This is a genomic window from Bacillus sp. cl95 (genome assembly GCF_900115925.1).
Lineage (GTDB): Bacteria > Bacillota > Bacilli > Bacillales > Cytobacillaceae > Neobacillus_A.
This window is the reverse complement of record NZ_FOYF01000001.1, coordinates 133,733-158,593: the sequence shown is the minus strand read 5'-3', so window position 1 is coordinate 158,593 and position 24,861 is coordinate 133,733. Positions and strand designations below refer to the sequence as shown.

Genomic DNA, 24,861 nt, shown 5'->3' with positions numbered 1-24,861 from the left:
GAAGAGGCTTTTTATTTTTACAGAAAAGGAGAGATTGCCGTGATCACCTTTAAGGATGTCACAAAGACTTATGAAAGTAATGGGCAAAAGGTGCCTGCATTGAATGGCATAAACCTCAAGATTAACGAAGGAGAAATTTTTGGAGTAATCGGATTTAGCGGCGCAGGTAAAAGTTCACTTATCCGATGCGTGAATTTCTTGGAAAAACCAACAACCGGAAAAGTGATTGTGGGTGGTCAGGATTTAGCAGGTCTTTCGAAAAAAGAAATTAGGGACGCTAAAAGGAAGATTGGCATGGTGTTTCAACACTTCAACTTGCTCAATTCAAAGACCGTGTTTGCGAACGTCGCAATGCCTCTTTCCTTAGCAGGTGTTCCTAAAGATGAAATCAAGCAAAGAGTGAATGAGCTCATAGAATTTGTAGGACTCACAGATAAAGCCAATCAATATCCCGATCAATTATCAGGTGGACAAAAACAAAGGGTGGGCATTGCCAGGGCACTTGCAACTAGACCAGCCATTTTGCTTTGTGATGAAGCTACATCGGCTCTTGATCCACAAACAACAAACTCAATATTACAGTTGCTAAAAAGAATAAACAAAGAATATAACATCACCATTTTGTTGATTACACACGAGATGGGAGTTATACGGGAGGTTTGCGATAAGGTCGCGGTTATTGAAGAAGGGAAGATCATTGAAAGCGGAACAGTATTTGAAGTCTTTTCTAACCCTCTAACAAAAACAGCTAAAAACTTTGTCAGTTCGGTTATGCATGACAAGATTCCAGATTCCATTCAAAAGATACTTTCCGAATCTGGCAGAGATAGAAGAATATACAAAGTAATCTTTGTGGGGCAAAGTGCAGGTGAACCGCTTCTATCTCAAATCGCAAAGCAATTTAAAGTGGACGTAAATATTCTCTACGGCAACATTACTGAACTTCAGGGTACTCCATTTGGCAACATAATAGTCGAGTTCAATGGAACAGAAACTGAGATAAATCGGGCATTGATCTATATTAACAACCGAAATGTCACGATTAAGGAGGTGATTTCAAATGCTAGTTGAAAGTTCAGAGATTGTTGAGGCGCTTTTAGACACCATCACGATGGTGGGACTGTCACTTCTTTTTTCCACACTGATTGGTTTACCGCTAGGAATTTTACTCGTCATTACCAGAAAAGGACATTTATTAGAAAATGTTCCCGTGTTTACGGTTTTGAATGGAATCATCAATATTTTCCGTTCTGTACCCTTTATCATTTTGTTGGTTGCGATCATTCCTGTTACACGATTTATCGTTGGGACGTCTATAGGAACAGCAGCTGCGATTGTTCCACTTGTGTTTTATGCAGGACCGTATATTGCAAGATTAATAGAGAATTCTTTACTTGAGGTGGACCAAGGAGTAATAGAGGCAGCAGAAGCGATGGGTGCTACTCCTCTTCAAATTATTTTCAGATTCCTCGTTCCTGAAGCTTTGAGCTCTCTTGTCCTCGGTCTCACGATAGCAACTGTTGGCCTAATTGGAGCATCGGCCATGGCAGGCGCTGTCGGTGGTGGGGGGCTAGGTGATTTAGCGATAACTTACGGATATCAGCGATTCGATACAAAGGTCATGATCATCACGGTAGGCATCTTGATTGTATTGGTGCAAGGTCTGCAATCTTCTGGAAACATACTTTCAAAAAAAATAAGAAGACGATAAGGAGAATGATAAATCATGAAAAAATATGCAATTTACTTATTCCTACTGGTGGCATCCATCTTAATCACGGGCTGTTCAAGCCACGAAGCGAGCGGTTCAAAGAAGGAAGTAAATATCAAAATTGGGGTGAGCGGGACAGATAATCGGATTTGGGATTTTGTAGCCATGAAGGCCAAAAAGGAAGGGATCAATGTGGAAATCGTAAGTTTTTCGGATTATGTTCAGCCTAATCTGGCACTCGCTGAAGGTGAAATTGATGCGAATGCATTTCAAACAATTTCTTATTTCAATGCTTTCAAGAAAGAGCACAATTTGGATCTTAAACCGATTGCTACTACGGTAATCGCTCCAATGGGTATTTATTCAGAAAAATATAAATCCGTGGAAGATATCCCAGAAGGAGGAAAAATCGCCGTGCCAAATGAAGCTACAAACATGGGAAGAGCTTTCCTGCTCCTTCAAGAGGCTGGATTAATCAAACTTCCTGAAGACTTTGACGGAAATGGTTCACTCGATAAGATTGTAGAAAATCCAAAAAAACTAGAGATTGTTCCAGTTGTAGCCGGTCAAACACCACGAGTATTGCCTGACGTAGCAGCTTCGATTATCAATAACGGAATTGCAGTTGATGCCGGATTCAGTCCAGTCAAAGATTCTATTTTCCATGAAAGTGCGACGGCAAAACCGTATATTAACATTATTGCAGTGCGTACGAAAGATGAAAATCGAAAAGAGTTGAAAAAACTGGCTGAATTGTACCAACAGGAAGACGTGGCTGATTTTATCAAAAAAGAATACAAAGGAAATACGATTCCAACCTTCGTTCCTTTAAGTGAGATTGGCGAGTAAATCAAACATTGGAGTGTGAAGAAGAATGACAGTGGCAGTTGATAGATTGGAAGAATTGAAAAGCTTAATAATCTCGGAAATTGAAAATAATAAGGAAAGTTACATCGAAACAAGCCATCGGATTCATGAAAGGCCAGAAATCGGAAACGAAGAGTATTTTGCATCGGCACTCCACATCGGAACCTTAGAAGAGGCAGGCTTTTTCGTGAAAAAAGCGGTTGCGGGTCATCAAACATCCTTCATTGCGAGGAAGAAATCCGCATTAAAGGATGGTCCTACGATTGCCTTCCTGGCCGAATACGATGCATTGCCTGGTCTAGGCCATGCCTGTGGTCATAACATCATTGGAACAACGAGTGTGGCGGGGGCAATTGCACTTAGTAAAATAGTCGATGAGACTGGAGGAGAAATAGTGGTTTTGGGTACTCCCGCAGAGGAAGGAGGACCAAACGGAAGTGCGAAAGGTAGTTTCGTTAAACACGGCCTTCTTGAGGGTATTGATGCAGCATTAATGATTCATCCCTCAGGTCAGACACGCCTAACAGGTCCATCGCTTGCGGTTGACCCATTGGATTTCGAATTCATCGGCAAACCGGCACATGCATCATCTTCTCCACATGAAGGAATCAATGCACTGGATGCTGTCATCCAACTATTCAATGGTATCAATGCACTTAGACAGCATGTTCCAAATGACGTTCGCATTCATGGCATCATCACTCATGGAGGAGATGCCCCTAACATTGTACCCGAATATGCAAAAGCAAGATTTTATATTCGTGCCGCTACCCGTCAAAGGTGTAATGAAGTAACCAGGAGAATAAGAGCCATTGCAGAAGGTGCAGCACTTGCTACTGGCGCAAAAGTGAACATAATAGCATTCCAAAACGAAGTGGATAATCTTCTCCCAAACCGAGTTTTTGATAGTGTGTTCAAAGAAGTAATCGAAGGACTAGGGGAAACGGTGGGAACGGACGAAAGACCTGGCCTTGGTTCAACAGACGCAGGGAATATCAGTCAAGTCGTTCCCACCATTCATCCTTTCATAAAAATTGGATCGGATGATCTTGTTGCTCATACAGTAGAATTTAGAGAAGCGGCTCGCTCAGCTAAAGGTGATCAAGCATTGATTATAGGGGCGAAAGCTCTTGCCTTAACTGGACTGAGGTTGATTACAGATAAGTTGAAACTTCAAGAAATCAAGGGAGAATTCAACGAACCAAAAAACGAATAGAATTAGTAAGCTTATTCTTAAAAGCCCTGTTCTACTTGATTACTCGAGTAGAACAGGGCTTTCTGCTTGTTCAAATTTTACTGAAGAATGAAATCTAAACATGAGTTAAAGGCAATATACTAGTACAAAAAGGAGGGGATTCCTATGACGCTTGCATGGTTTGTTTTACTGGTGTGTGGAGGCTTTATTTTCATCGGATACATGATTGACTTCTTTGCTAAAAATCGGAATCTACAGAAAAGTCGTGAGCACGGAATGGAGGGCATTAGTGAATCAGAAAAGATACAAAATGAAATGTACCTCAAGAGCACGATGGACGATTATCATAATCCGTACTCCTAATAATAAGAAATTAGTATGTGGGATATACTCAATTAAAAAGGGTTTTACTAAATCATTTCAGCAGGTCCTTTTAGGAACACACAAATGAATCATGATATGCATAAAAAGCATGACATCTCTAAAACAGATTGTTATGCTTTTTATGTATATTTTTACATAATTGAAACATTTATGTAGAATCAAAGGGGACAAATCGATAGACACTAATCAACAGCTATAAGGAGTTTTTTATGAAGAAGTATACATACTTACCTCCAAGGTTTAAACCATCTTCTAAAATAGTGGATGTAATTGATGCACAAGGAAATGTTGTATGTAAGTTTAAAAGAACTTATAAAAACTTTTTAACAAGATTAGTGTACTATGTAACGAACATAGATTGGTACGTTCAAATTGACGTTATATCAAATGATAGGGATATAGTTTATCAGTGTCAAAAAACAACAAAATTAGTTGGAAGACCAGAGTATCAAGTGATTAACTGTATGACGAATGAAATGTTTCAGGTATGTCAAAAATCCTGGCAAAATATTGTCCCCGAATTTCACATTAAATATAATTCTATTGATCTTGTAATGAAAAATGAACTCTTAGATTGGGTGAGGATTTTTCATAATGGAGAAGAAGTAGCGAGATGGAAAATGAAAACCTCGGAATGGTTCAAGACGCATTTAGAAATTGAAGAGGACTGTCCTATTCAAGAACCAGAGTTTTTTGTTTGTTTGCTTCAAAATATTTTTTGTGTTGGAGACTGAAAATGAATTCTGATTTCCAATTTAAAGAAAACAAAAATAGTCAGTAATAATAAGGTGTGAGGATTTTCGAGGTCCTCACACTTTTGTTTGTGTCTATTCAGGTTTGTAGAAATCTTTCTAATTTAGTTTCTTAAAATGGAAAGGATTGATGGAATTTTATTTGTGTAACTGTACAGTTTATTTGTGTGAATTGGAGTTCTATTTGTGAGAAATCGTGTTCTATTTGCAATTGTTACGCCAAAGACAAGCAATAGCTAAAATTATCTCCAAAAAAGATGTTCTTTACAAAAAATTCCTACTGAATTATAAATATTCTATAAGTTCTAATTTTTTAATAAAAAGGGTGTAATTATTGAAGTTTATTAAGGGTTATAGAGAAGACGAGCATCTAAGAAAGAGCTTTAATCAACTTGCTGAAGAAATCTTCGGAATCAATTTTGAGAAATGGTATAATGCTGGTTTTTGGACTGATAGATACGAAACCTATTCATTTGTGGATGGGGACAAAGTAATCGCTAATGTGTCAGTAAACAAGTTGACACTAGTTGTTAATGGAGAAGAGAAGCGTGGCTTGCAAATTGGAACGGTTATGACGCACCCAGATTATCGCAATCTCGGTTTGTCTGCTAGGTTGATGAACAAAGTTATTGAAGATTACGAGGGACAATATGACATGATGTACTTGTTTGCTAACAAAACGGTACTCGACTATTATCCTAAATTTGGTTTTCATAAAGTTGAAGAACAAATATTTTCATTGAAAAATAAATTTAATTCACAAGCGAATTCACCTATGAAGAAACTTACAGAAACTGAATTGAATTTACTTTATGAAACTGCTTCTAAACGAGTTCCAGTTTCCCGTAAGTTTTGCGTAGTGAATGCAGCAGAGTTGGTGATGTTTTATGCTATGTATGTCTTTGCTGATGATCTCTACTATGTAGAAAATCATGAAGCAATTGTGATTTGCAAACAAGACGGAGATCAACTGCATGTATTTGATATCATCAGTTCAAAAAATATCGAGATAGAATCAATATTAAAAGAAATATGTTCATCTAATATTAATGAAATCATTTTTTATTTCACTCCATATATTCAGGATGTAGAAATGAATGTGTTCGAAGGCAGCGAAATAATGTTTGTTAAGAAAGCAGAGGGACTAGAATTACCAGTCTTATTTAAACATCCATTGACATCGCAAGCCTAAATAGGAGGTGTAGGATGAATCAGATTGTTTCATTTCAGGGCGGAATGGCTGGGGGAAAAACAACTTTGGCAAAGAGGTTGGAAAAGAAATTCCCAAACATTTATGTGAGCTATGAAAATCCCTATCCTCTTGTGGCTCAACGTGGAAAATTAGATCTTGATTTGTCAACTGAAGAAGGATTTGTGAACAATCAACGTCTATTTATTCGAGCAGAAATTGAGAGATTCCTAAAACTCCCTACAGGAAAGGTATTGTTTGATAGAGGGCCTGAAGATATCGAGTTCTTCACTCTTCATTATCCAAGAGCGAACGGCTTTGAATGGGATATTGAATATCTATTAAAGGAAGAACTTACAGAATTAAGATCTTGTCGTTCCGACCTCATTATTTATCTGGATGCTTCCCCCTCTACATTATTTTCGAGGAAAATAGCGGATCAGACTCGAGAAAGAGGGTCATTTGATAAAAATATGAAACTGTATCCATTTGAGCGCGAGTGGTATGAAAAACAGCATACCGTTTTTATTCAAACGAATGAAAAGAGTGCGGATGAGATAGAATTAACAACTCTTAATCTATTGAAGGAAATCGATTTTGTTTAATGGGAGAAAGACTCACATGAAAATTCCTCAAAAAGATTTCAATCAAGAATTGCGCAAGACCATTGATGGTTATGAAAAACAACTAGAAAATGATTTGTTCAGTTTGGAAAGGAAATACAAAATATTTTTTTTGCAAAAACAACAAAAAATCGAAGTGAGTTTTGATAGAGAAGGTCAAAACCCTTTTGAATCAGGATATAGCTCCAGTATTTCTTTGGGTATCATTGACGAAGACGGTGAACTCGTCGATTTATTAAAGATTAACATTTGGGAATGTAATTATTTATTTCTAGGTCTCCCAATGTCAAGAATGATACCTGGCGCTAAACTTGTAGGTGAACTTGTAGATGAATCCGTGAAAGAGATTAGACATGAAATTCGGGATTATCTAGAAGAATTTCTTCAAGAAGATGAAAAATAACGTTGGTAGTGGAGGACGATGATGGGAGCATGGGGCGCAGGGATATGGGATGATGACTTGTCATGTGACATTCAGGACGAATGGAATGATTTGCTTGATGAAGGGATGAATACTCGAAAAGCAACGAAAATCATCCTTCAAACCTGGATGGAGGAATTGGGTGATTTGGACGAGGAAGAAAGATTAATTGATGAATCTCTCATATACATAGCGTTAGCTGCACTGCAAATAAGACATAATGTTTTAACTAGGTCGATAAAAAAGAAGGCTTTGGAATGCATTGAAAGTGGAGCCGACTTATCTTTATGGCAAGAGAATCAAGATGAATCTTACGCTGATAGAAAAAAAGTGCTTGAGGAACTTAAATCTAAACTAGAAAGCACATGGGCGAAACTCTTCTAATTGGATGCTAAAAAAATTTGGTCGTTTTCTAAAAGATTGTTGTTTTAGGAATAATCCTTGTGAATACCTAGTAGTTGACTGAAGCGGAAATCAACCACTACTTCACTAAGTTATATAGCAACGAAGTGTACGAAAACATCCGAAATTTAAAAAGGATTCCCCGAATTTGAACGAATTCTTATTGGTGGGGAATTTTTTTTTGTGCATTTTGAAACAAATTCCTAATTCATACGACTTATTACCAGATGGAGGGAGTGACAAGGTTGGATATTGAAAATATATATGAACTGTATTATCGAGATGTATATCATTTTGCTTTATATTTTACGAACAATAAGCAAGAAGCGGAGGATATCACGCAAGAAACATTTATGAAAGTAATGAAAAATCACCATACCTTAAAAGAATCATCGAGTATGAAAACTTGGATTATTTCTATAGCAAGGAATACAGCTATTGATTTGAAGAGGAAGCAAAAGTGGGTAAGTTTTCTTCCTGACTGGTTTCAAAAAGAAGAAGTTGATTCGGAAACTACAGAACAAAAAATCATTAAGAAAGATGAATGGGTTGAACTGCAAGATGCATTGTTAAGATTGAAGCCACATTATCGAACACTTGTCATTTTGCGTGGACTGAAAGAGCTTACCATCAAAGAAGTCTCTGAAATATTGGAAATCAGTGAACAAAAAGTTCGTGTCGATTACCATAGAGCAATTCAACAATTAAAAAAGCAAGTGCATTCTTTTCAAGAAGGGTGGGGAATGACGAATGAATAACCAAGAAATGAATGGATTTCTGAATCCTCTTAAAAATCGACCTGATTTAGAGCCTGATCAGGAATTCACTATGAATTTAAAACGTCGATTAATGTTGAATGAAAAGAACATTTCTTCAGAGAAGGTTAGGGGGCGGAAAAATTGGGGTGTCATATTTTCACTTTGTACTGCGATTGTGCTATTTGCGATTTTATCGGCTTCTTTTCTGACCAAGCAGACAACGAATCCTGAACAAGCATCTGAACATTCTCCAGACGTAGAAATTCCAAAAGAATCTTTTCCGATTTTTAATGAACTTATCTCAGAGACGCCAGCCTATAAGCAGCTATACGAAAAAATCGTACTCATTACGGGTATGCGGGAAGAAAGCAAAGTGGTCATTTCCTATTTAGAGGCTATGAAAAGAAAAGATTTAATGGAACTTAAAAAGTATGTTGATGAATCTGTAGTAAATGAAAAATCCCAAAGTTTGTTCACCTTTTACGAAAGTATGAATGAGAAAACGATCATACTCCGCGGGATAGTACCTAACATGGAGGAAAATCGTTTTGAAATTCTAATTAGTTTTGAAGATACGAAGGAGAATCCATACTTGATTCAACATAGTATCTTCTTGAACACTGAAGATGAGCAGAAAGTGAAGATTGAAGATGGATTACTCAAATCGGATGACAAAAAAGTAGAAACAGTAAAAAATGAATTTGAACTTACTAATGCAGAAAGAGAGAATTATGAATGGTTTAAGAAAGATTACGATGAAAGTAATTTGAAAGACTTGTCACCTATCAGCGTTGCAAAGCTTTACGTACAAGCAAAATTGGATGGGGATAGGGAAACGGAATATGAACTGTACACTTCAAGATCAGATCATATCTTATGGACAAAAGAAGAACATCTTAGTTTTCCTGCAACAGATAGTGGGACGAAAGAGCAAATCTTAGCTGATTTTTCTGGCATAGAGGAAGGGAAGTTTATCCAAACTAGTGATATTGAAGGTTATGTTAGTTTCACGAATGCGAATGGTGAAATGGGCTGTCGAATGGTTAAAGATGAAAATGGGGTATGGAAGGTTGGTTTCATGCCAACTCAATAACATATGTGAATTCAGGGAAATTTACGGCCAAAATCAAAAACACCGATTCCAAAGGGATCGGTGTTTCATGTTGTACAAAATATTGCATTAACTTTTTCTTGGCGCTAACCGTGGAGCTTGTGCTTTTTTACCTTTTGAATTTTCTTTAGTCGCTTCTTTATTCACTTCAATACGGGTATTCCCCATGAATAGAATGGTGATTGCAGCTAAACCAATTGGAATTAAGGCAATCATAAAGGTTATCGTAATCGAATCGGACATTGCGTTAACGATCCGATCCAGAACAAATCCAGGTATTTTCGAACGTTCTCCTGATTGGAATAGTTGTTCCGGATTTTCAAATTTCATTCCAGCTTGCCCGCCTTTGAAGGCATTAGAAAGTTTGTCGGTGAAAACATTGTTCTGTATCGTTCCGAATACAGTGACACCGATGGTCATTCCTAACGAACGAAGGAATGAGTTTGTAGAGTTTGCAGAACCGCGATAGCGTGCCTCCAAGTTATAAATTGAAGCCGATGGTAGTAATGAAAATGAAAAGCCCATTCCAAATCCGACAAGGATCATATACAAAGTAATCATCCAGCGTGCAGTATCAGGATCCATCGTACCAAGTAGATACATACCAGCGAAATAGGCAACAACTGATATGAGCATCAAGTTGCGGAAGCTCGTTTTCGCTTGGAAAATACCGCCGATGGCACTCCCTGCAACCGATCCTAGCATCATTGGTGTTAAGATAAATCCTGCATTTGTAGCCGAACCGCCAAAAACAGCCTGAACAAAAATCGGAATGAATACAGCTAAAATGATAAATGTACCGCCGTATAAAAAGGCAAGAATCTGTGATGTCGCAAATAGACGGTTTTTAAACATCCAAAAGGAAATGATCGGTTCTTCTGCTTTTCTTTCAATAAAAATAAAGACGATGAAAAAGAGTGCAAAACTAGCCAATAAGCTAATAATGGGAGCAGAGGCCCAAGCGTATTCCTTTCCGCCTAATTCTAAAGCAAACATAAGACTCACAACGGCTACTACTAGAGTAATGGCACCGCCATAATCAATGCGTTGCTTGCTGTGTTCAAGTGATTCTTGATAATAACGAAAGATAAGGTAAAAAGAAATAATTCCGATGGGTACGTTAATATAGAAAACCCAATGCCAGCTTATAAAGTCAGTAATATATGCCCCAAGTAAAGGCCCAAGTACACTGGATACGCCGAAAACAGCGCCTAGTAAACCTGTCATCTTCCCGCGGTTTTCAGGAGGGAAAATGTCAAAAACAATGGTGAAAGCAATCGGCATTAATGCACCACCACCAATACCCTGAATGGCGCGGAACACACTGAGTTGAACCATACTTTGCGCGATACCGCACAATGCAGATCCAACGAGGAAAACCACAAGTCCGAATATGAAAAATCGTTTTCTGCCGTACATATCGGATAATTTTCCGAAAATCGGCATTCCTGCCATGACAGCAACCATGTAGGCAGATGTTACCCAAACGAATTTATCAAAATCGCCTAAGTCTGCCACAATTGTACCCATTGCTGTCGCAACAATCGTGTTGTCCATTGCAGCCATTAATATGCCGAGCAACAAACCGGCAACAACAAACTTCAAGTTTTGCTCTTTGTTTACCATGATTTTCTCCCTTCAAAGTAGACGAGGATTAGCAACAGCCTGTCTCTTCCAAAATGTAGCATATCTAATCTTAACTCCTGACGTCGAGTCTTTCAAGCATGAACTATTTGCAAGGGAATCTCGTAAATCGAAAGCTTTCCCAGTGCAAATTATCTAGGCATCGGTCATATCTACCTTAATTTCTGGGGAAAATAAAAGGTGAAATTATGTTTTTTTTGATAAAGTATTAAATAGTAATGGATATTCATTCCAAAATGGTTGAATGATGTATGGATGTGAAATTCTTATATGAGATGGAGAACGACATTGAGTAAAACGAAGAAATTAAAGTGGCTTTCATACTTAAAAGTACTTATTCCCGCAGTTCTTCTCATTGTAGTGATAATTGGAGCTCGTAGATTTTTTGAGGGAATAAACGGCGAGTTACTAAAGAAACAATTTGATGAACTTAGTTTTTTGAAGCTTACATGTATTACCTTATTAGGATTTTTAGCTGTCTCTCCCATGATTTTATACGATTTTGTCTTTTCGAAAAAACTAGGCCTTCAAATCGGCAAAAAACAACTGATTCCCCAGTCTTATATTTTCAACACATTTTCCAATTTCATTGGATTTGGAGGATTTGCAGGAGCGGCACTACGAACGTATTTTTATCAACGCTACAACCTCGAGCGACGATCAATCATCAAAGAAATTGCGAAACTTTCGTTTTTCTATCTTTCTGGTATGTCTCTATTATGTTGGTTGATATTAATGGGGGTATTAGATTCTTCACTACTTGTGAAATATAGATGGTTAAAACTTGCGGTTTTGGCCATTGCACTTTATCTGCCAGTAGTATTAATAAGTCTTAGTTTTACCAAGCAGTTTGATTTAAGAAGGAATGTTGATCGAAAATACATCTTCCAGTTGATTTCAACTTCTACGGTAGAATGGCTGTTTGCCTTCATGGCGATTTACGGAATCGGAATACTTTTAGGTGAACACATTCCAATTCTTGAATTCCTTTCCATCTTTATCATCGCGACCTGCGCCGGCGTCATGAGTATGATTCCAGGAGGGCTAGGTTCATTTGATTTCATGGTTCTAATTGGACTTGAATCCTTAGGTTTGGAAAAAGAAACAATCCTGTTGATGATTTTACTCTATCGATTCAGTTATTATGTTTTCCCATTTTTCGTTTCCTTCATTGTACAAGCCCGTTATTTGTGGGGAATGTTCAATCGTAAATGGACAAACCTCCCCAACATTGTGATGGCGAATATCAGTCATGTTATTTTGACTGTACTGGTTTTTTTGGCAGGATTTATCTTGCTTTTTTCAGCATCTGTTCCAGGGATATTTAATAGGCTATCGTTTATGAAAGAAGTCCTTTCAGCACCGATTATGAATCTCTCTCATCAACTTTCTATCGCGGCTGGAATTTCTCTTTTGGGGCTTGCAAGAGGAATTGAATATCGAGTAAAACGAGCCTATTTTTTGACAATCGGAGTATTAATCGCAGGTTCTTTATTTACTTTTTCAAAAGGGTTTGATTATGAAGAAGCGATTTTTATTTTGTTAGTTGCTTGGGGGTTATGGTTAGCGAGGCACCGATTTTATCGAGAGGATTTTGTTCACACATGGGGTAAATTTCTTTTTGATACTTGCATCATATTGTTGATGTTAGGTTTCTATTTCTTTATCGGATATGTGAATTTGCCTTCATCTAATATTAAAGTACCTGTAAAATTGCAGGAAATTATCCTTATCAATCCTTATGAACTTTTTCGAAGTGGGATGATTGGACTTATCATTGCATCTACATTTCTTCTTCTTGGTTTTAAGATAGATATGCCTTCCTTCAAACCAAAGAAGATGGGGAAAAATACATCCATGATTGTGAGGGAACATTTGATTCAATATAAGGGTACAGTACTTTCTCATTTGTTGTTCCTATATGATAAGTATGTTCACTGGTCTACTCACAAAGATGTGTTATTCGGATATCAAATATATGCCGATAAGATAGTCGTACTTGGAAATCCAGTGGGTGAAAAAGCATCAATCCATCGGGCTATGGAAGAGTTCCGGGAGGAAGCAGACAAATTCGGGTATACACCCATTTACTATCAAGTAAGCAAAGAAATGCTTCCATACCTTCATGAAAATGGTTACGATTTCTTTAAGTTAGGCGAAGAGGGCTATGTTCAGTTAAAGGACTTTACTTTATCAGGAAAAAGAATGAAAAACTTGAGGGCTGTGCGAAACAAACTAGAGCGAGAAGGAATCTTGTTTAGCGTGAATTTACCACCATTTGATGCTGAATTGCTCCATGAACTAAAGGAAGTTTCGGAAATATGGCTTGATGGTCGTAAGGAAAAAGGCTTTTCATTAGGCTATTTTGACGAAGAATATATAAATTTGACCCCAGTGGCCATTATAAGGGACGCAAATGGGAAGTTGCTGGCATTTTCAACGTTAATGCCTGTTTACGATCAGAACAAGGTGATTTCCATCGATTTAATGAGATATGTACCTGATTCTCCTAGTGGAACAATGGATTATATGTTCATGAACTTACTTGAGTGGGCTAAACAAGAAGGTTATGTGCGTTTTAATCTAGGAATGGCGCCACTATCGAATGTTGGCATTTCGAAATATGCTTTCCTTGGTGAAAGAATAGCCTCTCAAATCTATTCGCAAGGGCATTTCTTATATCAATTCCAAGGTGTTCGCCGATTTAAGGAAAAGTATGCAGACGAATGGGAACCGAAGTATTTAGCTTATAAAAAGAAATCGTCGTTATTCTTTACGATGATGCAAGTGACGTTGCTAATCTCAAAAAAGAAGGACTAAAAATATTGGCCTCCTTGATTATCGGGAGGCTGTTTTGGAGGAGAGACCATGATTTTTCGTCATGTACGCGAATCAGATGCTGAAAAAATGGTTGAATTGGTATTAAGTATTGAGGCAGAGTCGAATTACATGCTATTTGGACCGGGGGAAAGAGGTTTAACAACAGAAAGGCAATTGGCTATGATTAAGGCGCTGAATGAGGAGCAGAACTCTACTATTTTTGTTGCTGAAGAAGATGGAAGATTACTAGGGTACTTGTTAGCTCGAGGAGGTAGCGCTAATAAAACGAGGCATTCCGTTTATATTGCGATTGGAATCAGGTCTGATTTTTGCGGAAAGGGCATTGGGACGAAACTTTTCGGAGAATTAGAGAATTGGGCACGGGCAGTAGGAGTACATCGTCTGGAGTTGACAGTCATCGTTGAGAATCAGGTAGGAGTGTCATTATATAAAAAATGCGGTTTTGATATCGAAGGTACGAAAAGGCATTCCGTTATACTAAATGGTCAGTATGTAGACGAATACTATATGGCGAAGCTAATCTAATCGAGTGAGGCTTAATAATTGAATTTGGCGTTAAAATACTGAAAACATTCTTAAAAACGGAGATTAGTTCAGAAAAACAAGCGATTTGACTTCAAATTCAGGCTGAAACTGATTATAAAAGGATTAAAAAGAAGGTCGCTCATAAGTACTCCATTCTCGTTGCTAAAATGATTATGAATAAGGCGAATAAAACATTAAAAGCGCACAATCCGAAGAGGTGATCCCAAGATATGCATGTACATATTCTGTTTGGAGCAAGTGGAACAGCCAGTTTAAAGTATATGTTCCGAGAAACTGACTCATCTGAGAGTAATCAAGTAATTGGCTTTCACGATAACTTGGTGGTCGGTCCATTATGGAATCTCCACAAGCCTGAAGGACTTGTAAATCGCCAAAATTGGTTAATACAACACCTTCCTATTGTATTAGGAGATGATTTTTTTGAAAAAAGTTATCAAGAAGAGTTTATGAAATGTGTACATCAAGTAAATTCCGTTACAGAAGAAACTCCGATTACGATATGGTGTACAAACAATGCTTCAGAACAAGCTGGAATAAGGCTTATTATGTACCTGTTAAGAGACCAATCAAACCCAATCCGAATCCTCAACGTCAAACCTATTTTTGATCGATTATTCAATACAGGAAAATATAAAATGGATATTCGCAGTGTGGGAGAAGTCAATCCTGATAAGCTTGAGCTTATTTATAAGGAGGCAGCTTGCATTGACCCTGTGAATGAGACAGAAAAGATTTCCTTAATGAAAGAATGGGGAGTGCTCTCCTCAAGTAAGGAACTATTAAGAATTTGGTGGAAAAACCAGATCAAGGAAGTGCCTGTCGATTACTTTGATGACTATCTTTATGAAATTGTTCTAAAGGTACACGGAAAACGAAAACAGAAGGAATTCATCAGAGCACCTCGTATCATCGGAGAAGCCATTGGCTATCTAAATCATGATGTCGGCGATCAATTCTTAGAATACCGTCTAAGAGAATTGGTCTCACAAGGATTACTTGAAGTTGAAGGCTCCTTTAAAGGAATGCCTTTCTACAGTGTCCGGGCAAAGTAAGTGCTTGCAAACTGTGGTTATCGCCAAGCCTACAAAGGGTATAGAAAACACTGAGGTAAAAATCAGTTTTAAGCGAGTTACTTTGTTTTAGGATAACAGTGAAGTCAAACTCGTAGGATAAAGTAATAATAGATTTTTACCACAGTGTGATTTGAATCACAACCTTCAAGAGAAATATTACTTATAATCACTATGTTGATATAAGAAATGACAAAGGGAGTGCTTAACTTGCTTAACCAAAAAACAATTGACATCATTAAATCTACTGTACCTGTATTAGAAATCCATGGGGAAAAAATCACATCACGCTTTTATGAGATGATGTTTACAAACCACCCAGAATTATTAAATATCTTTAATCATGCAAACCAAAAGCAAGGAAGACAACAAAAAGCATTAGCTAACACGGTTTATGCGGCTGCAAAATATATTGATCAATTAGAAGCGATTGTACCTGTTGTAAAACAAATCGCTCATAAACATAGAAGTCTTGGCATCAAGCCGGAACATTATCCAATCGTCGGCAAGCATTTAATCATGGCGATTAAAGATGTATTAGGCGATGCAGCAACAGATGAAATCTTACAAGCATGGACAGATGCATACGGAGTTATCGCTGACGTATTTATTAGTGTAGAAGCAGAAATGTATGATGAGGCTGCAAATCAAACCGGTGGATGGGAAGACTTTAAGTATTTCATCATTGACAAAAAAGTTACTGAAAGTGACGTTATTACTTCTTTCTATTTAAAACCTGCGGATGGTAAAGAGCTACCACCATTCCAACCTGGCCAATACATCAGTATCAAGCTTGAAATTGAAGGACAAGAATATACACATATCCGTCAATACAGCCTATCAGATATATCTGGAAAAGATTACTACCGTATCAGTGTAAAGAAAGAAGCAGGAAACAATAATCCAGACGGAATGGTTTCCAACTATCTTCATAACGGCTTAAAAGAAGGCGAACGAGTACTTGTCAGCGCTCCAGCTGGTGATTTTGTCCTTGATACAGAAAAAAGCACTCCAGTTGTCCTCATCGGTGGTGGCGTTGGAGTTACACCGATGATTAGTATGTTAAACACTATCGTGGAGAAACAGCCAGAAAGAAAGGTAATTTTCATCCAGGCTGCTCAAAATAATAAAATGCATGCATTTAATAACCATGTCCAAGAAGTGGCCAACATTCACAAAAATGTATCTGCACACGTATTTTACGATGTTGTCGAAGCTGGCGACGGAGCAGTACAAGGATATATTACAGCTGAGTGGATTAAGGAAAACGCATTGCTAGAAGAAGCAGATTATTATTTCTGTGGTCCAGTGCCATTCATGAGATCACTTCATCAATCACTAGCAGACTTAGGAATAGAACAAAGCAACATTCACTTCGAATTTTTCGGACCAAAAGACGAACTATAAGAATAAAAACATATCAAAGCAGATTACTCTATAACAGAGTGGTCTGTTTTTGCTTTAGATTGAAGTTATCGTTTTCATATAGTAAGGTCCCCTATCAGTTACAGTCATTTTCTGTTATGATTAGTTACATTGATTTTTGAAAAAAGAAAGAAGTGAATCATTTGCAAGATTTCAAACAATTAGGAGTCAACATTGACTTAGTTAATACATTACGAGCGCATGGTTTGGCGCAGCCAACCCCAATACAGGAAAAAGCGATTCCCGTTCTACTAGAAGGTAATGACGTCATCGCACAGGCACAAACAGGAACAGGTAAGACGCTTGCTTTCTTATTGCCTATTCTTGAAAATATCAACTTGGATCGCAGGCATATTCAAGCTTTGATTGTTACACCAACTCGTGAACTTGCTTTGCAAATCACAAGCGAAATTAATAAATTTAAGGGTCCGGATGTCAATGTTTTGGCTGTTTACGGTGGTCAGGATGTTGAAAAGCAGTTACACAAGCTTAAGAAGAACATTCATATTGTGGTAGGTACACCTGGCCGTCTGCTAGACCATCTGCGCCGTGAATCGATTAGTTTCTTAGATACATCTATGGTTGTTTTAGACGAAGCAGATCAAATGCTTCATATCGGTTTTCAGAAGGATGTAGAAGAGATTTTAGGTCAAACTTCATCTGGACGTCAAACCATGCTCTTTTCTGCGACGATGTCACCACAGGTACAGTCACTCGCAAAACAATTCTTAAAAGTTCCTGTCACTATTCATGTAAAAGAAAAGCAAGTTACCGTGAAAGATATTAAACAACTGGTATACGAAATGACTGATCGTGAAAAGCAAAGTACGCTCGTTACTCTTTTAGATCAGCACCGTCCATTTTTGGCTGTAATCTTTTGCAGAACGAAGCGTAGAGCAAATACCCTAAATGAAGCGTTGGTTAGCAAAGGATATAACTCAGAAGAACTGCATGGTGATTTGTCACAAGCAAAACGTGAAAAGGTAATGGATCGCTTCAGAAAAGCGGATTTGCAATTCTTAGTTGCTACGGACGTAGCTGCGCGTGGATTGGACGTAGAGGGAGTTACGCATGTATATAATTACGATATCCCACACGATGTAGAAAGCTATATTCACCGAATTGGACGTACTGGACGTGCCGGCGGGAAAGGATTGGCTATTACTTTAATGGCGCCCAAAGATCGTGAATTCCTTGCGTTAATCGAAGAAGGCATTGGAATGAAACTTGAAAAGCGCCAGCTTGAAGGCACTTCATATAATATTGTTGCTGCAAAAAGTGATGAAGACTCAGAACGGAAAGCACGAAAACGCGCTGGAAGTGGCGATAGAAGAAGCTCTGATCGAAACCGTTCAAGTGAAAGAGGCCGAACTTCAGGCGGTCGCGATGGTGAACGTCGTCCAAGTGAAGGAAGACGTGACGATCAGCGAGGTCGCTCCGGCTCAAGAAGTGAAGGAGAGCGAGGACGTGGTGACAGCAAAAGAGAGGTTGCTCGAAACCGATCTACAAAACGTCGTCAAAGTGAAAGACGCATTGGTGAAGGCAGACCATCTTCTGAAGGAACCCGTCGTGAAACAAATCTTGGTTCGGAGAGAAATCGCTTTTCAGAAGGCCGTGAGCGAGGATCGGAAAATTTAGGTGAAAGACGTTTTCGAAGTGCTGAAAGGCCAGCTTCTGGGAGAACTCGTTCTTCCGAAAGAAATGTGCGCGATTCAGGACGTCAAGGTTCACGTCAATCAGAAGGCCCAAAAAGAAATGTTTCCAAAAGCGTGATTTCTAGGAGAAAAGGTAAATAGAAGAAGGGTGCATCGATTGATGCATCCTTTTCTTATTCTGTTTTTTGATAGAATAAAAAAATATTCTTATCAAATTACAAATATTAGAATTTTTTGTATAATCATGTAGAAAGACACATTTGCGAAGGAGTGATCAAATTGAGTACCATAAGTTTAATGAAAAAGACAGCCGGTGTTGTCCTTGAAAAAAAGAAACTTACAGGCGTAGTGGCAAGAGTTGGACTTGTACTAGATATTTCGGGATCCATGAGAACGTTATACAAGAATGGGACTGTTCAGAAGGTCGTTGAACGCATCCTCGCTGTAGCAAGCCAATTTGATGATGACGGCATGCTCGATGTGTGGGTATATGATAATGAGTACTCTAGATTGAAAAGTGTGAGTGAACGTGATTTTCAAAACTATGTAAATGAATATATCTTAAATAATGAGTTGATCCACAAATTCGGCAGAAACGACGAACCACCTGTAATGGAAGATGTTATTAATAAATATACAGTTGAAGATCCAAGCAAAGATCCGGCTTTTATAGTTTTTATCAATGATGGTGGCTGCAAAAGAAGTATTAAGAAACCAGTTGTAAGTTCATCAAATAAGCCTTTGTTTTGGCAATTTGTTGGAATTGGTGATTCCAACTTCGATGTCTTGGAAAACCTCGACACGATGGATGGCCGCTTTATTGATAATGCCAATTTTTTTCATATTAAGGATATCGAAAAGATTTCTGACGAAGAACTATACAATAAACTTCTACATGAATTTCCAGAGTGGATCAAGGAAGCAAAAGAAAAGAGCGTATTATAGGGACAAAGAGGTATCCAAAGTAAATTGGATGCCTTTTTTGTGGTCTAGGAAATTATAAAATAAATTAATGTGGATAACTTTCTACGTTTGTCTAATAATCCAGCTCCAGCGCCCAGCCCCTCGGGGTTGTTTCCTAAAGCCGAAACAACCTTGGTCATAAGCCAAATCACTTCAGAAATCAAGATTTCCTGCGTGATTCGTCTTATGCCTGTCGGGGCTAATCAGGGCGCTTGCGCCTTTTTTGTTGGTAAATTGGTTGTCTTGTCAAAAAGAAAATGTTATTGGAAATTCAAGCATGCCTATCATAAATTTCGTCGGAATGTGTTATGATAGAAGTAAGAAAAATCCGACAAAGTTTTGAGTTATTTTTATAAAGAGACGGGGCTTAATTATGCAGTATATTACAGACATTATGGCTCAATATGGATATCTTGTCATTGTATTGTCATTATGCCTTGGTATTCTTGCAGCACCCATCCCTCTAGAAGCGGTCATGGGTTATGCAGGAGTGATGTCATATCAAGGTGACTTAAATACTTTTGGTAGCATCTTTGCGTCAGCAACGGGCACGACATTGGCGATGTTCATAACCTATGGCATCGGATACAAACTAGGAATGCCTTTTTTTGAACGTTATGGAGAGCGCATACATTTGGGTCCTGCAAGAATACAACAAATTTCGAATTGGTTTAATCGGCATGGAAATTATTTGATTGTCATTATTTACTTTATTCCTGGAATTCGACATTTTACTGGTTATTTCGCTGGTATCACAAGAATGAAATTTCCTGTATTTGCCCTTTATAGTTTCTTTGGTTCTTTTTTATGGGTGACCCCATTTGTTATTGGTGGGAAAGCACTTGGGCCAAATTGGGAAGGATTTTATCAATGGATGCATGAACATGTTGTTCTAGGTAGTACATCGTTCATATTAGCAATTGTGTTGTTTTACTTAATAAAAAAGTATCGTATTCATATTGTAGGATATCTAAATAAAAGTTTTGTATTTTTTAAATCCAGAGTAAAAGTATATATATCCGTTGTCTCAACATTTGTATTGGTAGCAGGATTAATCATCTATATGATCATGGCTAAATGATTGATTTTTCGGAAAAATGAGTTATAATAGGATGAAATTGAATGATGAAAACGTCAATGACAAAGAGAGTAATGATTGAGGAAACTTAAGCGAGTCAGGGAGAGTGTGAGCCTGATGTGTAATCTTTCATGAAGCGCACTTTGGAGATGCATTCTTGAAAAAACGTAGGGAATGCCGGGGATAGCCCCGTTATCAAGATAAGCAGGTTCCGTTTACGGAACAATTAGAGTGGTACCGCGGGAATCTTAAACTCTCGTCTCTTCTTCAGAAGAGGCGGGAGTTTTTTATTTTTTATGAGGGGGAACAATAGTGGATTATGTAAAGGGATTTGCCTCTGTATTATCGCCCTTACTAGAAGGCGATCTAAATGAAAATGAAATCACATTGATGATTGAAAAACCGAAACACAGCGGACTCGGTGACTATGCTTTTCCTTGCTTTTCACTGGCGAAAATAAAAAGGAAATCACCGCAAGTGATTGCTAGTGAACTTGCATTAAATGTTACGTCTCCCTTATTTGAAAAAACGGAAGCCGCCGGTGGTTATGTGAATGTTTTCTTGAAAAAAGATGCTGTAACAGAGCATGTAATCCAAAATGTTCTGAAACTAGGTGGCCAATACGGAAGTTCAGAAAATAAAAGTAAGGGCGTAGTTACCCTCGACATGTCATCGCCAAATATTGCAAAACCTTTCTCAATGGGGCATTTGAGATCAACTGTAATTGGAAATTCACTATCACTGATTTTTGAAAAAAGCGGCTATCAGCCTGTTAAAATTAATCATTTAGGTGATTGGGGAACACAATTCGGGAAATTGATTACTGCCTATAAGAAATGGGGAGATGAAGAGGAAGTCATCGCCAATCCCATTAAGGAACTCCTCAAACTATATATCAAATTCCATGATGAAGCAGAAAAAGATCCTGAGCTTGAGGTTGCAGGCAGAAACTGGTTCAAGCAACTTGAAGACGGCAATGAAGAAGCCTTATCGCTCTGGAAATGGTTTCGAGAGGAGTCACTAAAAGATTTTTCGAGAATCTATGATTTGTTGAATATTAAATTCGATTCCTTTGCTGGGGAAGCCTTCTATAATGACAAAATGAACAGAGTTGTTGAATTGCTTGAAGAAAAAAGATTGCTGACAACTTCTGAACAAGCTCTAGTCGTCGACTTAGAATCGGAAAATATGCCACCTTGTTTAATTAAGAAGTCTGACGGTGCCACACTTTATGCCACAAGGGATTTAGCAGCGGCATTATATAGATTTGAAAACTATCGCTTTGCTCATTCCATTTACGTGGTTGGGAATGAACAGACACTTCATTTCAAACAGCTAATTCACGTACTAAAGAAGATGGGATACGCTTGGTCAGATCAAATGGTGCATGTACCATTCGGAATGATTCTCAAAGACGGTAAAAAAATGTCAACGCGAAAAGGGAAAGTAATTTTATTAGAGGAAGTATTGAATGAGTCCATTGCCTTGGCAAAAAAGAATATTGAAGAAAAGAATCCGAACCTTGAAAACAAGGAAGCGGTAGCCAGAATGGTTGGGGTCGGTGCAGTGATTTTCCATGACTTGAAAAACTTCCGAATGAACGATATTGATTTCAATCTTGAAGATATGTTGCGTGTGGAAGGAGAAACAGGACCATACGTTCAATACACATACGCTCGTGCTAACTCACTGCTCAGAAAAGGTGGTTGGAATACGGGAGAGGCTCAAGATTCACCAGCGTTAAGTGGGGTTGAAGAATGGGATATTACGATGAAGCTATTAGAATTTCCAGAAGCCATTCAAAGAGCGACTGCAAAATATGATCCATCTCAGATTGCTAAATATGTAGTCGATCTTGCTCAAGCATTCAATAAATATTATGGAGCCGTTCGGATCTTGGAAGAAGATGAATGGAAGTATTCACGTCTAAAACTTGTTTCTGCTATCTGCACAGTCTTGGAAGAAGGTCTGCGTCTATTAGGACTGCAGGCTCCTGAGGAAATGTAATAAAAAACGAGGGCTTATACAGGAAAGCCCTCGTTTTTGTTCGCTATGAAGGTAGTGGATTCATACTTCTTGAGAGCCCACAACAAAAATAAAAACATTAAGAGAGGTATGAAATAAGGATTCACAGAAGATAGTACAGATTCGCGACCCGTTTCTTCAATTTGAAAAATTCTTGAATCTTTGTTCCCTACTAATCCGTAGAATAAACCATAGGCCACATTTAAACCGAAATGAATGCCGACATCCGCCCAAACAGAGCCAGTCTTAAAATAAGCATAAGTTAATGATAAACCAAGAATAACACTAAAGATAATATTACTCCACGAAAATCCTGCATACCAAAAATCTTCGAATGCGTAGATAAAAACACTGATAGTAAAAACCCAGCTAATCTTCAGATGGTCCTTCAGTAGTGTGATGACATAAGCACGGACAATGATGCCATTGATGAAAGACCCGAAGAAAAAACCTACAAGTATTTGCATGAGTGGCATGATAATCTGCATTCCTTGTTTTCTTCCTTGATATTCGGTAGTTCCGGTGATTAAATCGATTCCATACCATATTAGCCAAAAACTGAAGCCAATCAAAAAACTGAAGAGAAAATTCCTGCCCCAACCTTTATGAATGTAGAGACCGATACCGCGTAATCCACCAAGACCCGCAACTTTTGTGATTAAGGAAGCGAGGGGGAAAAACAAGAGGATTGTGGCCAATTGCAAGTACATATTTGTTAACTTAACGGGAACCAAATTAAAGTATAAATCTAAAACGAAAAAGCCAACAATTCCAATGATCAAATTCTTTTTCATTTATATTCCTCATTCCATATAAGCTTCATTTTTATTCTAAGTTAGTTTTAGGAAAAATCAACCAATTTATAAAATACATATTATAATAGATTTAGGAGGCGATATCCATGAATGAGGAAAGACTAAAGATGCTCCGTAAAAAGCATTTGATTCAAATGAATATGATGGCGTTGATCGGTTTCGGAATTTTTATGTTACTGCTGTATAATGGTATAACTACTAGAGCCATGTGGATTTCCCTCATTCTATTAACTGTATTTCAACTTCTCTTTATAGTCATAAAAGATATGCCGATAATAACTTTGTTTTCTAAGGATTGGCGTGAGTTACAAGACTATGAAAAAACAAAACTTGGTGGTGAATGGAAAAAGCAGAAGAAGATGCACATAACTTCCCAGATGCTTCTCATTGTAATCGGTGTATTTAATGCCATGGTTGCTGGTCCTAATAATAAAATGCTACTTGAAGGTAACTATGCTCATTTATTTTATATTTTCTTGTTCATAATCTTGTTACTGCTAATCAATGTGTCAACTGTCATTCATAATAGGAAACTTGATAAAAACGAGAACTTGGAAGGATACACGAAAAATATGTTCAAGTTCAGTATCATTACTGCAATAATTTTTATTATTATCGTTTTTACAGGGATGGTTTTATTCTTGTTCTCATATTAGAGGGTGATTATCAGGATCAAGCTTAATGCAATATGAATGATTGATTGGAGGCATCATATGGAGACTGAACTTCTGAAAATATTCGATGAAAACAGAAATGAAATTGGTACTGCCTCACGAGCGGACGCTCATCGTAAAGGCTTATGGCATGAGACATTCCATTGTTGGTTTGTCGAAAGGCAAGCAGGCGAAGATTATATTTATCTTCAAATAAGAAGCCACTTGAAAAAAGACTATCCTAGTTTACTAGACATTACGGCAGCTGGACATCTCTTGGCGAGTGAAACTGTAAAAGATGGAATCCGTGAAGTTCAAGAAGAGCTTGGTGTCCCGATAGAGTGGAAGGAAGTAGTGTCTCTTGGAATCGTGAAGAATGAAATTTACCAAAAAAACCTAATTGATAAAGAATACAGTCACATTTTCTTATATGAAAATAGGCTTCCAATGGAAGATTTCCGATTGCAATCAGAGGAAGTGACAGGAATTGTCCGAGCAAAATTCAGCGAATTTGAATCTTTTTATATGAATGAAGTCTCAGAAATCAAAATAGAAGGATTTGAATACGATTCAAAGGGTCAGAGATTATCCATCAAGCAAAATGTTGGGATGGATCGTTTCGTACCACATCAAGAATCGTATAGTTCGGCAATCGTAAAAATGATAGGGGAATATCTTGCATCACGTGATAAATAACTTAGTAAAGGCATCGTTCAAAACGATGCCTCTTTTC

24 protein-coding genes and 1 other annotated feature are annotated in these 24,861 nt (G+C 37.8%); of the genes, 22 read left to right on the top strand and 2 right to left on the bottom strand.

All coding sequences use genetic code 11. The features are described from left to right. Positions 1-39 precede the first annotated feature (39 nt). From BMZ31_RS00830 to BMZ31_RS20615, 12 genes are all read left to right on the top strand, one after another. On the top strand, positions 40-1,071 hold the full coding sequence (locus BMZ31_RS00830; RefSeq protein ID WP_090829832.1) for a methionine ABC transporter ATP-binding protein: 1,032 nt from the start codon (positions 40-42) through the stop codon (positions 1,069-1,071). After that, a complete protein-coding gene (locus tag BMZ31_RS00825) occupies positions 1,061-1,711 on the top strand; it encodes a methionine ABC transporter permease (protein ID WP_090829831.1) in 651 nt (216 codons plus the stop codon). Before BMZ31_RS00830 ends, BMZ31_RS00825 begins: the two co-directional genes overlap by 11 nt. Positions 1,712-1,726: 15 nt before the next feature. Beyond that, positions 1,727-2,560, top strand: a complete 834-nt coding sequence (locus tag BMZ31_RS00820) for a MetQ/NlpA family ABC transporter substrate-binding protein (protein ID WP_090829830.1) — start codon at positions 1,727-1,729, stop codon at positions 2,558-2,560. A gap of 25 nt (positions 2,561-2,585) precedes the next feature. Continuing rightward, the gene (locus tag BMZ31_RS00815) at positions 2,586-3,794 is read left to right on the top strand and encodes a M20 family metallopeptidase (RefSeq protein ID WP_090829829.1); all 1,209 of its coding nucleotides are present in this window, start codon (positions 2,586-2,588) and stop codon (positions 3,792-3,794) included. Between the two features lie 144 nt (positions 3,795-3,938). Next, positions 3,939-4,136: a hypothetical protein gene (locus BMZ31_RS00810; RefSeq protein ID WP_090829828.1), complete on the top strand. Its 198-nt coding sequence runs from the start codon at positions 3,939-3,941 to the stop codon at positions 4,134-4,136. Between the two features lie 230 nt (positions 4,137-4,366). Then, positions 4,367-4,891 (top strand): tubby C-terminal domain-like protein, encoded by a 525-nt coding sequence (locus BMZ31_RS00805; protein ID WP_090829827.1) that lies wholly within the window; start codon positions 4,367-4,369, stop codon positions 4,889-4,891. A 352-nt stretch (positions 4,892-5,243) separates the two neighbouring features. Beyond that, positions 5,244-6,101 (top strand): GNAT family N-acetyltransferase, encoded by an 858-nt coding sequence (locus BMZ31_RS00800; protein WP_090829826.1) that lies wholly within the window; start codon positions 5,244-5,246, stop codon positions 6,099-6,101. A 14-nt stretch (positions 6,102-6,115) separates the two neighbouring features. After that, the gene (locus BMZ31_RS00795) at positions 6,116-6,703 is read left to right on the top strand and encodes an AAA family ATPase (RefSeq protein ID WP_090829825.1); all 588 of its coding nucleotides are present in this window, start codon (positions 6,116-6,118) and stop codon (positions 6,701-6,703) included. A 16-nt stretch (positions 6,704-6,719) separates the two neighbouring features. Then, positions 6,720-7,124, top strand: coding sequence for a hypothetical protein (locus BMZ31_RS00790; RefSeq protein WP_090829824.1), 405 nt, complete (start codon positions 6,720-6,722; stop codon positions 7,122-7,124). An 18-nt stretch (positions 7,125-7,142) separates the two neighbouring features. Beyond that, positions 7,143-7,526, top strand: coding sequence for a MarR family transcriptional regulator (locus tag BMZ31_RS00785; RefSeq protein ID WP_139206593.1), 384 nt, complete (start codon positions 7,143-7,145; stop codon positions 7,524-7,526). A gap of 263 nt (positions 7,527-7,789) precedes the next feature. Further along, positions 7,790-8,302 (top strand): RNA polymerase sigma factor, encoded by a 513-nt coding sequence (locus BMZ31_RS00780; RefSeq protein WP_254778538.1) that lies wholly within the window; start codon positions 7,790-7,792, stop codon positions 8,300-8,302. Next, positions 8,295-9,395, top strand: a complete 1,101-nt coding sequence (locus BMZ31_RS20615) for a hypothetical protein (RefSeq protein WP_254778537.1) — start codon at positions 8,295-8,297, stop codon at positions 9,393-9,395. The genes BMZ31_RS00780 and BMZ31_RS20615 overlap by 8 nt, the downstream gene beginning before the upstream one ends. An 87-nt stretch (positions 9,396-9,482) precedes the next feature. Here BMZ31_RS20615 and BMZ31_RS00770 read toward each other — a convergent pair whose 3' ends face one another. Continuing rightward, positions 9,483-11,039, bottom strand: coding sequence for an MDR family MFS transporter (locus BMZ31_RS00770; protein WP_090829821.1), 1,557 nt, complete (start codon positions 11,037-11,039; stop codon positions 9,483-9,485). A gap of 288 nt (positions 11,040-11,327) precedes the next feature. Between BMZ31_RS00770 and mprF the strand changes: the two genes are divergently transcribed. From mprF to argS, 8 genes are all read left to right on the top strand, one after another. Further along, positions 11,328-13,877, top strand: a complete 2,550-nt coding sequence (gene mprF / locus BMZ31_RS00765; protein WP_090829820.1) for a bifunctional lysylphosphatidylglycerol flippase/synthetase MprF — start codon at positions 11,328-11,330, stop codon at positions 13,875-13,877. 48 nt (positions 13,878-13,925) lie between these two features. Further along, on the top strand, positions 13,926-14,423 hold the full coding sequence (locus BMZ31_RS00760) for a GNAT family N-acetyltransferase (RefSeq protein ID WP_090829819.1): 498 nt from the start codon (positions 13,926-13,928) through the stop codon (positions 14,421-14,423). Positions 14,424-14,653: 230 nt separating this feature from the next. Beyond that, positions 14,654-15,496, top strand: a complete 843-nt coding sequence (locus tag BMZ31_RS00755) for a DUF1835 domain-containing protein (RefSeq protein ID WP_090829818.1) — start codon at positions 14,654-14,656, stop codon at positions 15,494-15,496. 228 nt (positions 15,497-15,724) lie between these two features. Next, on the top strand, positions 15,725-16,921 hold the full coding sequence (gene hmpA / locus BMZ31_RS00750; protein WP_090829817.1) for an NO-inducible flavohemoprotein: 1,197 nt from the start codon (positions 15,725-15,727) through the stop codon (positions 16,919-16,921). 152 nt (positions 16,922-17,073) lie between these two features. Further along, complete coding sequence (locus tag BMZ31_RS00745) at positions 17,074-18,735, top strand: DEAD/DEAH box helicase (protein WP_254780677.1); 1,662 nt, start codon at positions 17,074-17,076, stop codon at positions 18,733-18,735. Positions 18,736-18,873: 138 nt separating this feature from the next. Next, positions 18,874-19,539 carry a vWA domain-containing protein gene (locus BMZ31_RS00740; RefSeq protein ID WP_090829815.1) on the top strand — a complete coding sequence of 222 codons (666 nt, stop codon included), beginning with the start codon at positions 18,874-18,876 and terminating at the stop codon, positions 19,537-19,539. A gap of 391 nt (positions 19,540-19,930) precedes the next feature. Beyond that, the gene (locus tag BMZ31_RS00735) at positions 19,931-20,638 is read left to right on the top strand and encodes a DedA family protein (RefSeq protein ID WP_090829814.1); all 708 of its coding nucleotides are present in this window, start codon (positions 19,931-19,933) and stop codon (positions 20,636-20,638) included. Between the two features lie 47 nt (positions 20,639-20,685). Next, positions 20,686-20,902, top strand: a binding site (T-box leader). 45 nt (positions 20,903-20,947) lie between these two features. Next, positions 20,948-22,642: an arginine--tRNA ligase gene (argS, locus tag BMZ31_RS00730; RefSeq protein WP_090829813.1), complete on the top strand. Its 1,695-nt coding sequence runs from the start codon at positions 20,948-20,950 to the stop codon at positions 22,640-22,642. A 14-nt stretch (positions 22,643-22,656) separates the two neighbouring features. Here the strand turns inward: argS and BMZ31_RS00725 are convergent, their stop codons facing one another. After that, positions 22,657-23,454: a CPBP family intramembrane glutamic endopeptidase gene (locus BMZ31_RS00725; protein WP_090829812.1), complete on the bottom strand. Its 798-nt coding sequence runs from the start codon at positions 23,452-23,454 to the stop codon at positions 22,657-22,659. 107 nt (positions 23,455-23,561) lie between these two features. Between BMZ31_RS00725 and BMZ31_RS00720 the strand changes: the two genes are divergently transcribed. Beyond that, positions 23,562-24,131 carry a hypothetical protein gene (locus BMZ31_RS00720; RefSeq protein ID WP_090829811.1) on the top strand — a complete coding sequence of 190 codons (570 nt, stop codon included), beginning with the start codon at positions 23,562-23,564 and terminating at the stop codon, positions 24,129-24,131. A gap of 36 nt (positions 24,132-24,167) precedes the next feature. Beyond that, complete coding sequence (locus BMZ31_RS00715; RefSeq protein WP_254778536.1) at positions 24,168-24,824, top strand: NUDIX hydrolase; 657 nt, start codon at positions 24,168-24,170, stop codon at positions 24,822-24,824. The last annotated feature ends 37 nt before the right edge of the window (positions 24,825-24,861 follow it).

What these genes read in the sequence shown, in the direction of transcription:
- BMZ31_RS00825 (WP_090829831.1), top strand. Translation starts at nt 1,061, where the DNA reads ATGCTAGTTGAAAGTTCAGAGATTGTTGAGGCGCTTTTAGACACCATC.
- BMZ31_RS00820 (WP_090829830.1), top strand. Translation starts at nt 1,727, where the DNA reads ATGAAAAAATATGCAATTTACTTATTCCTACTGGTGGCATCCATCTTA.
- BMZ31_RS00815 (WP_090829829.1), top strand. Translation starts at nt 2,586, where the DNA reads ATGACAGTGGCAGTTGATAGATTGGAAGAATTGAAAAGCTTAATAATC.
- BMZ31_RS00810 (WP_090829828.1), top strand. Translation starts at nt 3,939, where the DNA reads ATGACGCTTGCATGGTTTGTTTTACTGGTGTGTGGAGGCTTTATTTTC.
- BMZ31_RS00805 (WP_090829827.1), top strand. Translation starts at nt 4,367, where the DNA reads ATGAAGAAGTATACATACTTACCTCCAAGGTTTAAACCATCTTCTAAA.
- BMZ31_RS00795 (WP_090829825.1), top strand. Translation starts at nt 6,116, where the DNA reads ATGAATCAGATTGTTTCATTTCAGGGCGGAATGGCTGGGGGAAAAACA.
- BMZ31_RS00790 (WP_090829824.1), top strand. Translation starts at nt 6,720, where the DNA reads ATGAAAATTCCTCAAAAAGATTTCAATCAAGAATTGCGCAAGACCATT.
- BMZ31_RS00785 (WP_139206593.1), top strand. Translation starts at nt 7,143, where the DNA reads ATGATGGGAGCATGGGGCGCAGGGATATGGGATGATGACTTGTCATGT.
- BMZ31_RS20615 (WP_254778537.1), top strand. Translation starts at nt 8,295, where the DNA reads ATGAATAACCAAGAAATGAATGGATTTCTGAATCCTCTTAAAAATCGA.
- BMZ31_RS00770 (WP_090829821.1), bottom strand. Translation starts at nt 11,039, where the DNA reads ATGGTAAACAAAGAGCAAAACTTGAAGTTTGTTGTTGCCGGTTTGTTG.
- mprF (WP_090829820.1), top strand. Translation starts at nt 11,328, where the DNA reads ATGAGATGGAGAACGACATTGAGTAAAACGAAGAAATTAAAGTGGCTT.
- BMZ31_RS00760 (WP_090829819.1), top strand. Translation starts at nt 13,926, where the DNA reads ATGATTTTTCGTCATGTACGCGAATCAGATGCTGAAAAAATGGTTGAA.
- BMZ31_RS00755 (WP_090829818.1), top strand. Translation starts at nt 14,654, where the DNA reads ATGCATGTACATATTCTGTTTGGAGCAAGTGGAACAGCCAGTTTAAAG.
- BMZ31_RS00735 (WP_090829814.1), top strand. Translation starts at nt 19,931, where the DNA reads ATGCAGTATATTACAGACATTATGGCTCAATATGGATATCTTGTCATT.
- BMZ31_RS00725 (WP_090829812.1), bottom strand. Translation starts at nt 23,454, where the DNA reads ATGAAAAAGAATTTGATCATTGGAATTGTTGGCTTTTTCGTTTTAGAT.
- BMZ31_RS00720 (WP_090829811.1), top strand. Translation starts at nt 23,562, where the DNA reads ATGAATGAGGAAAGACTAAAGATGCTCCGTAAAAAGCATTTGATTCAA.
- BMZ31_RS00715 (WP_254778536.1), top strand. Translation starts at nt 24,168, where the DNA reads ATGATTGATTGGAGGCATCATATGGAGACTGAACTTCTGAAAATATTC.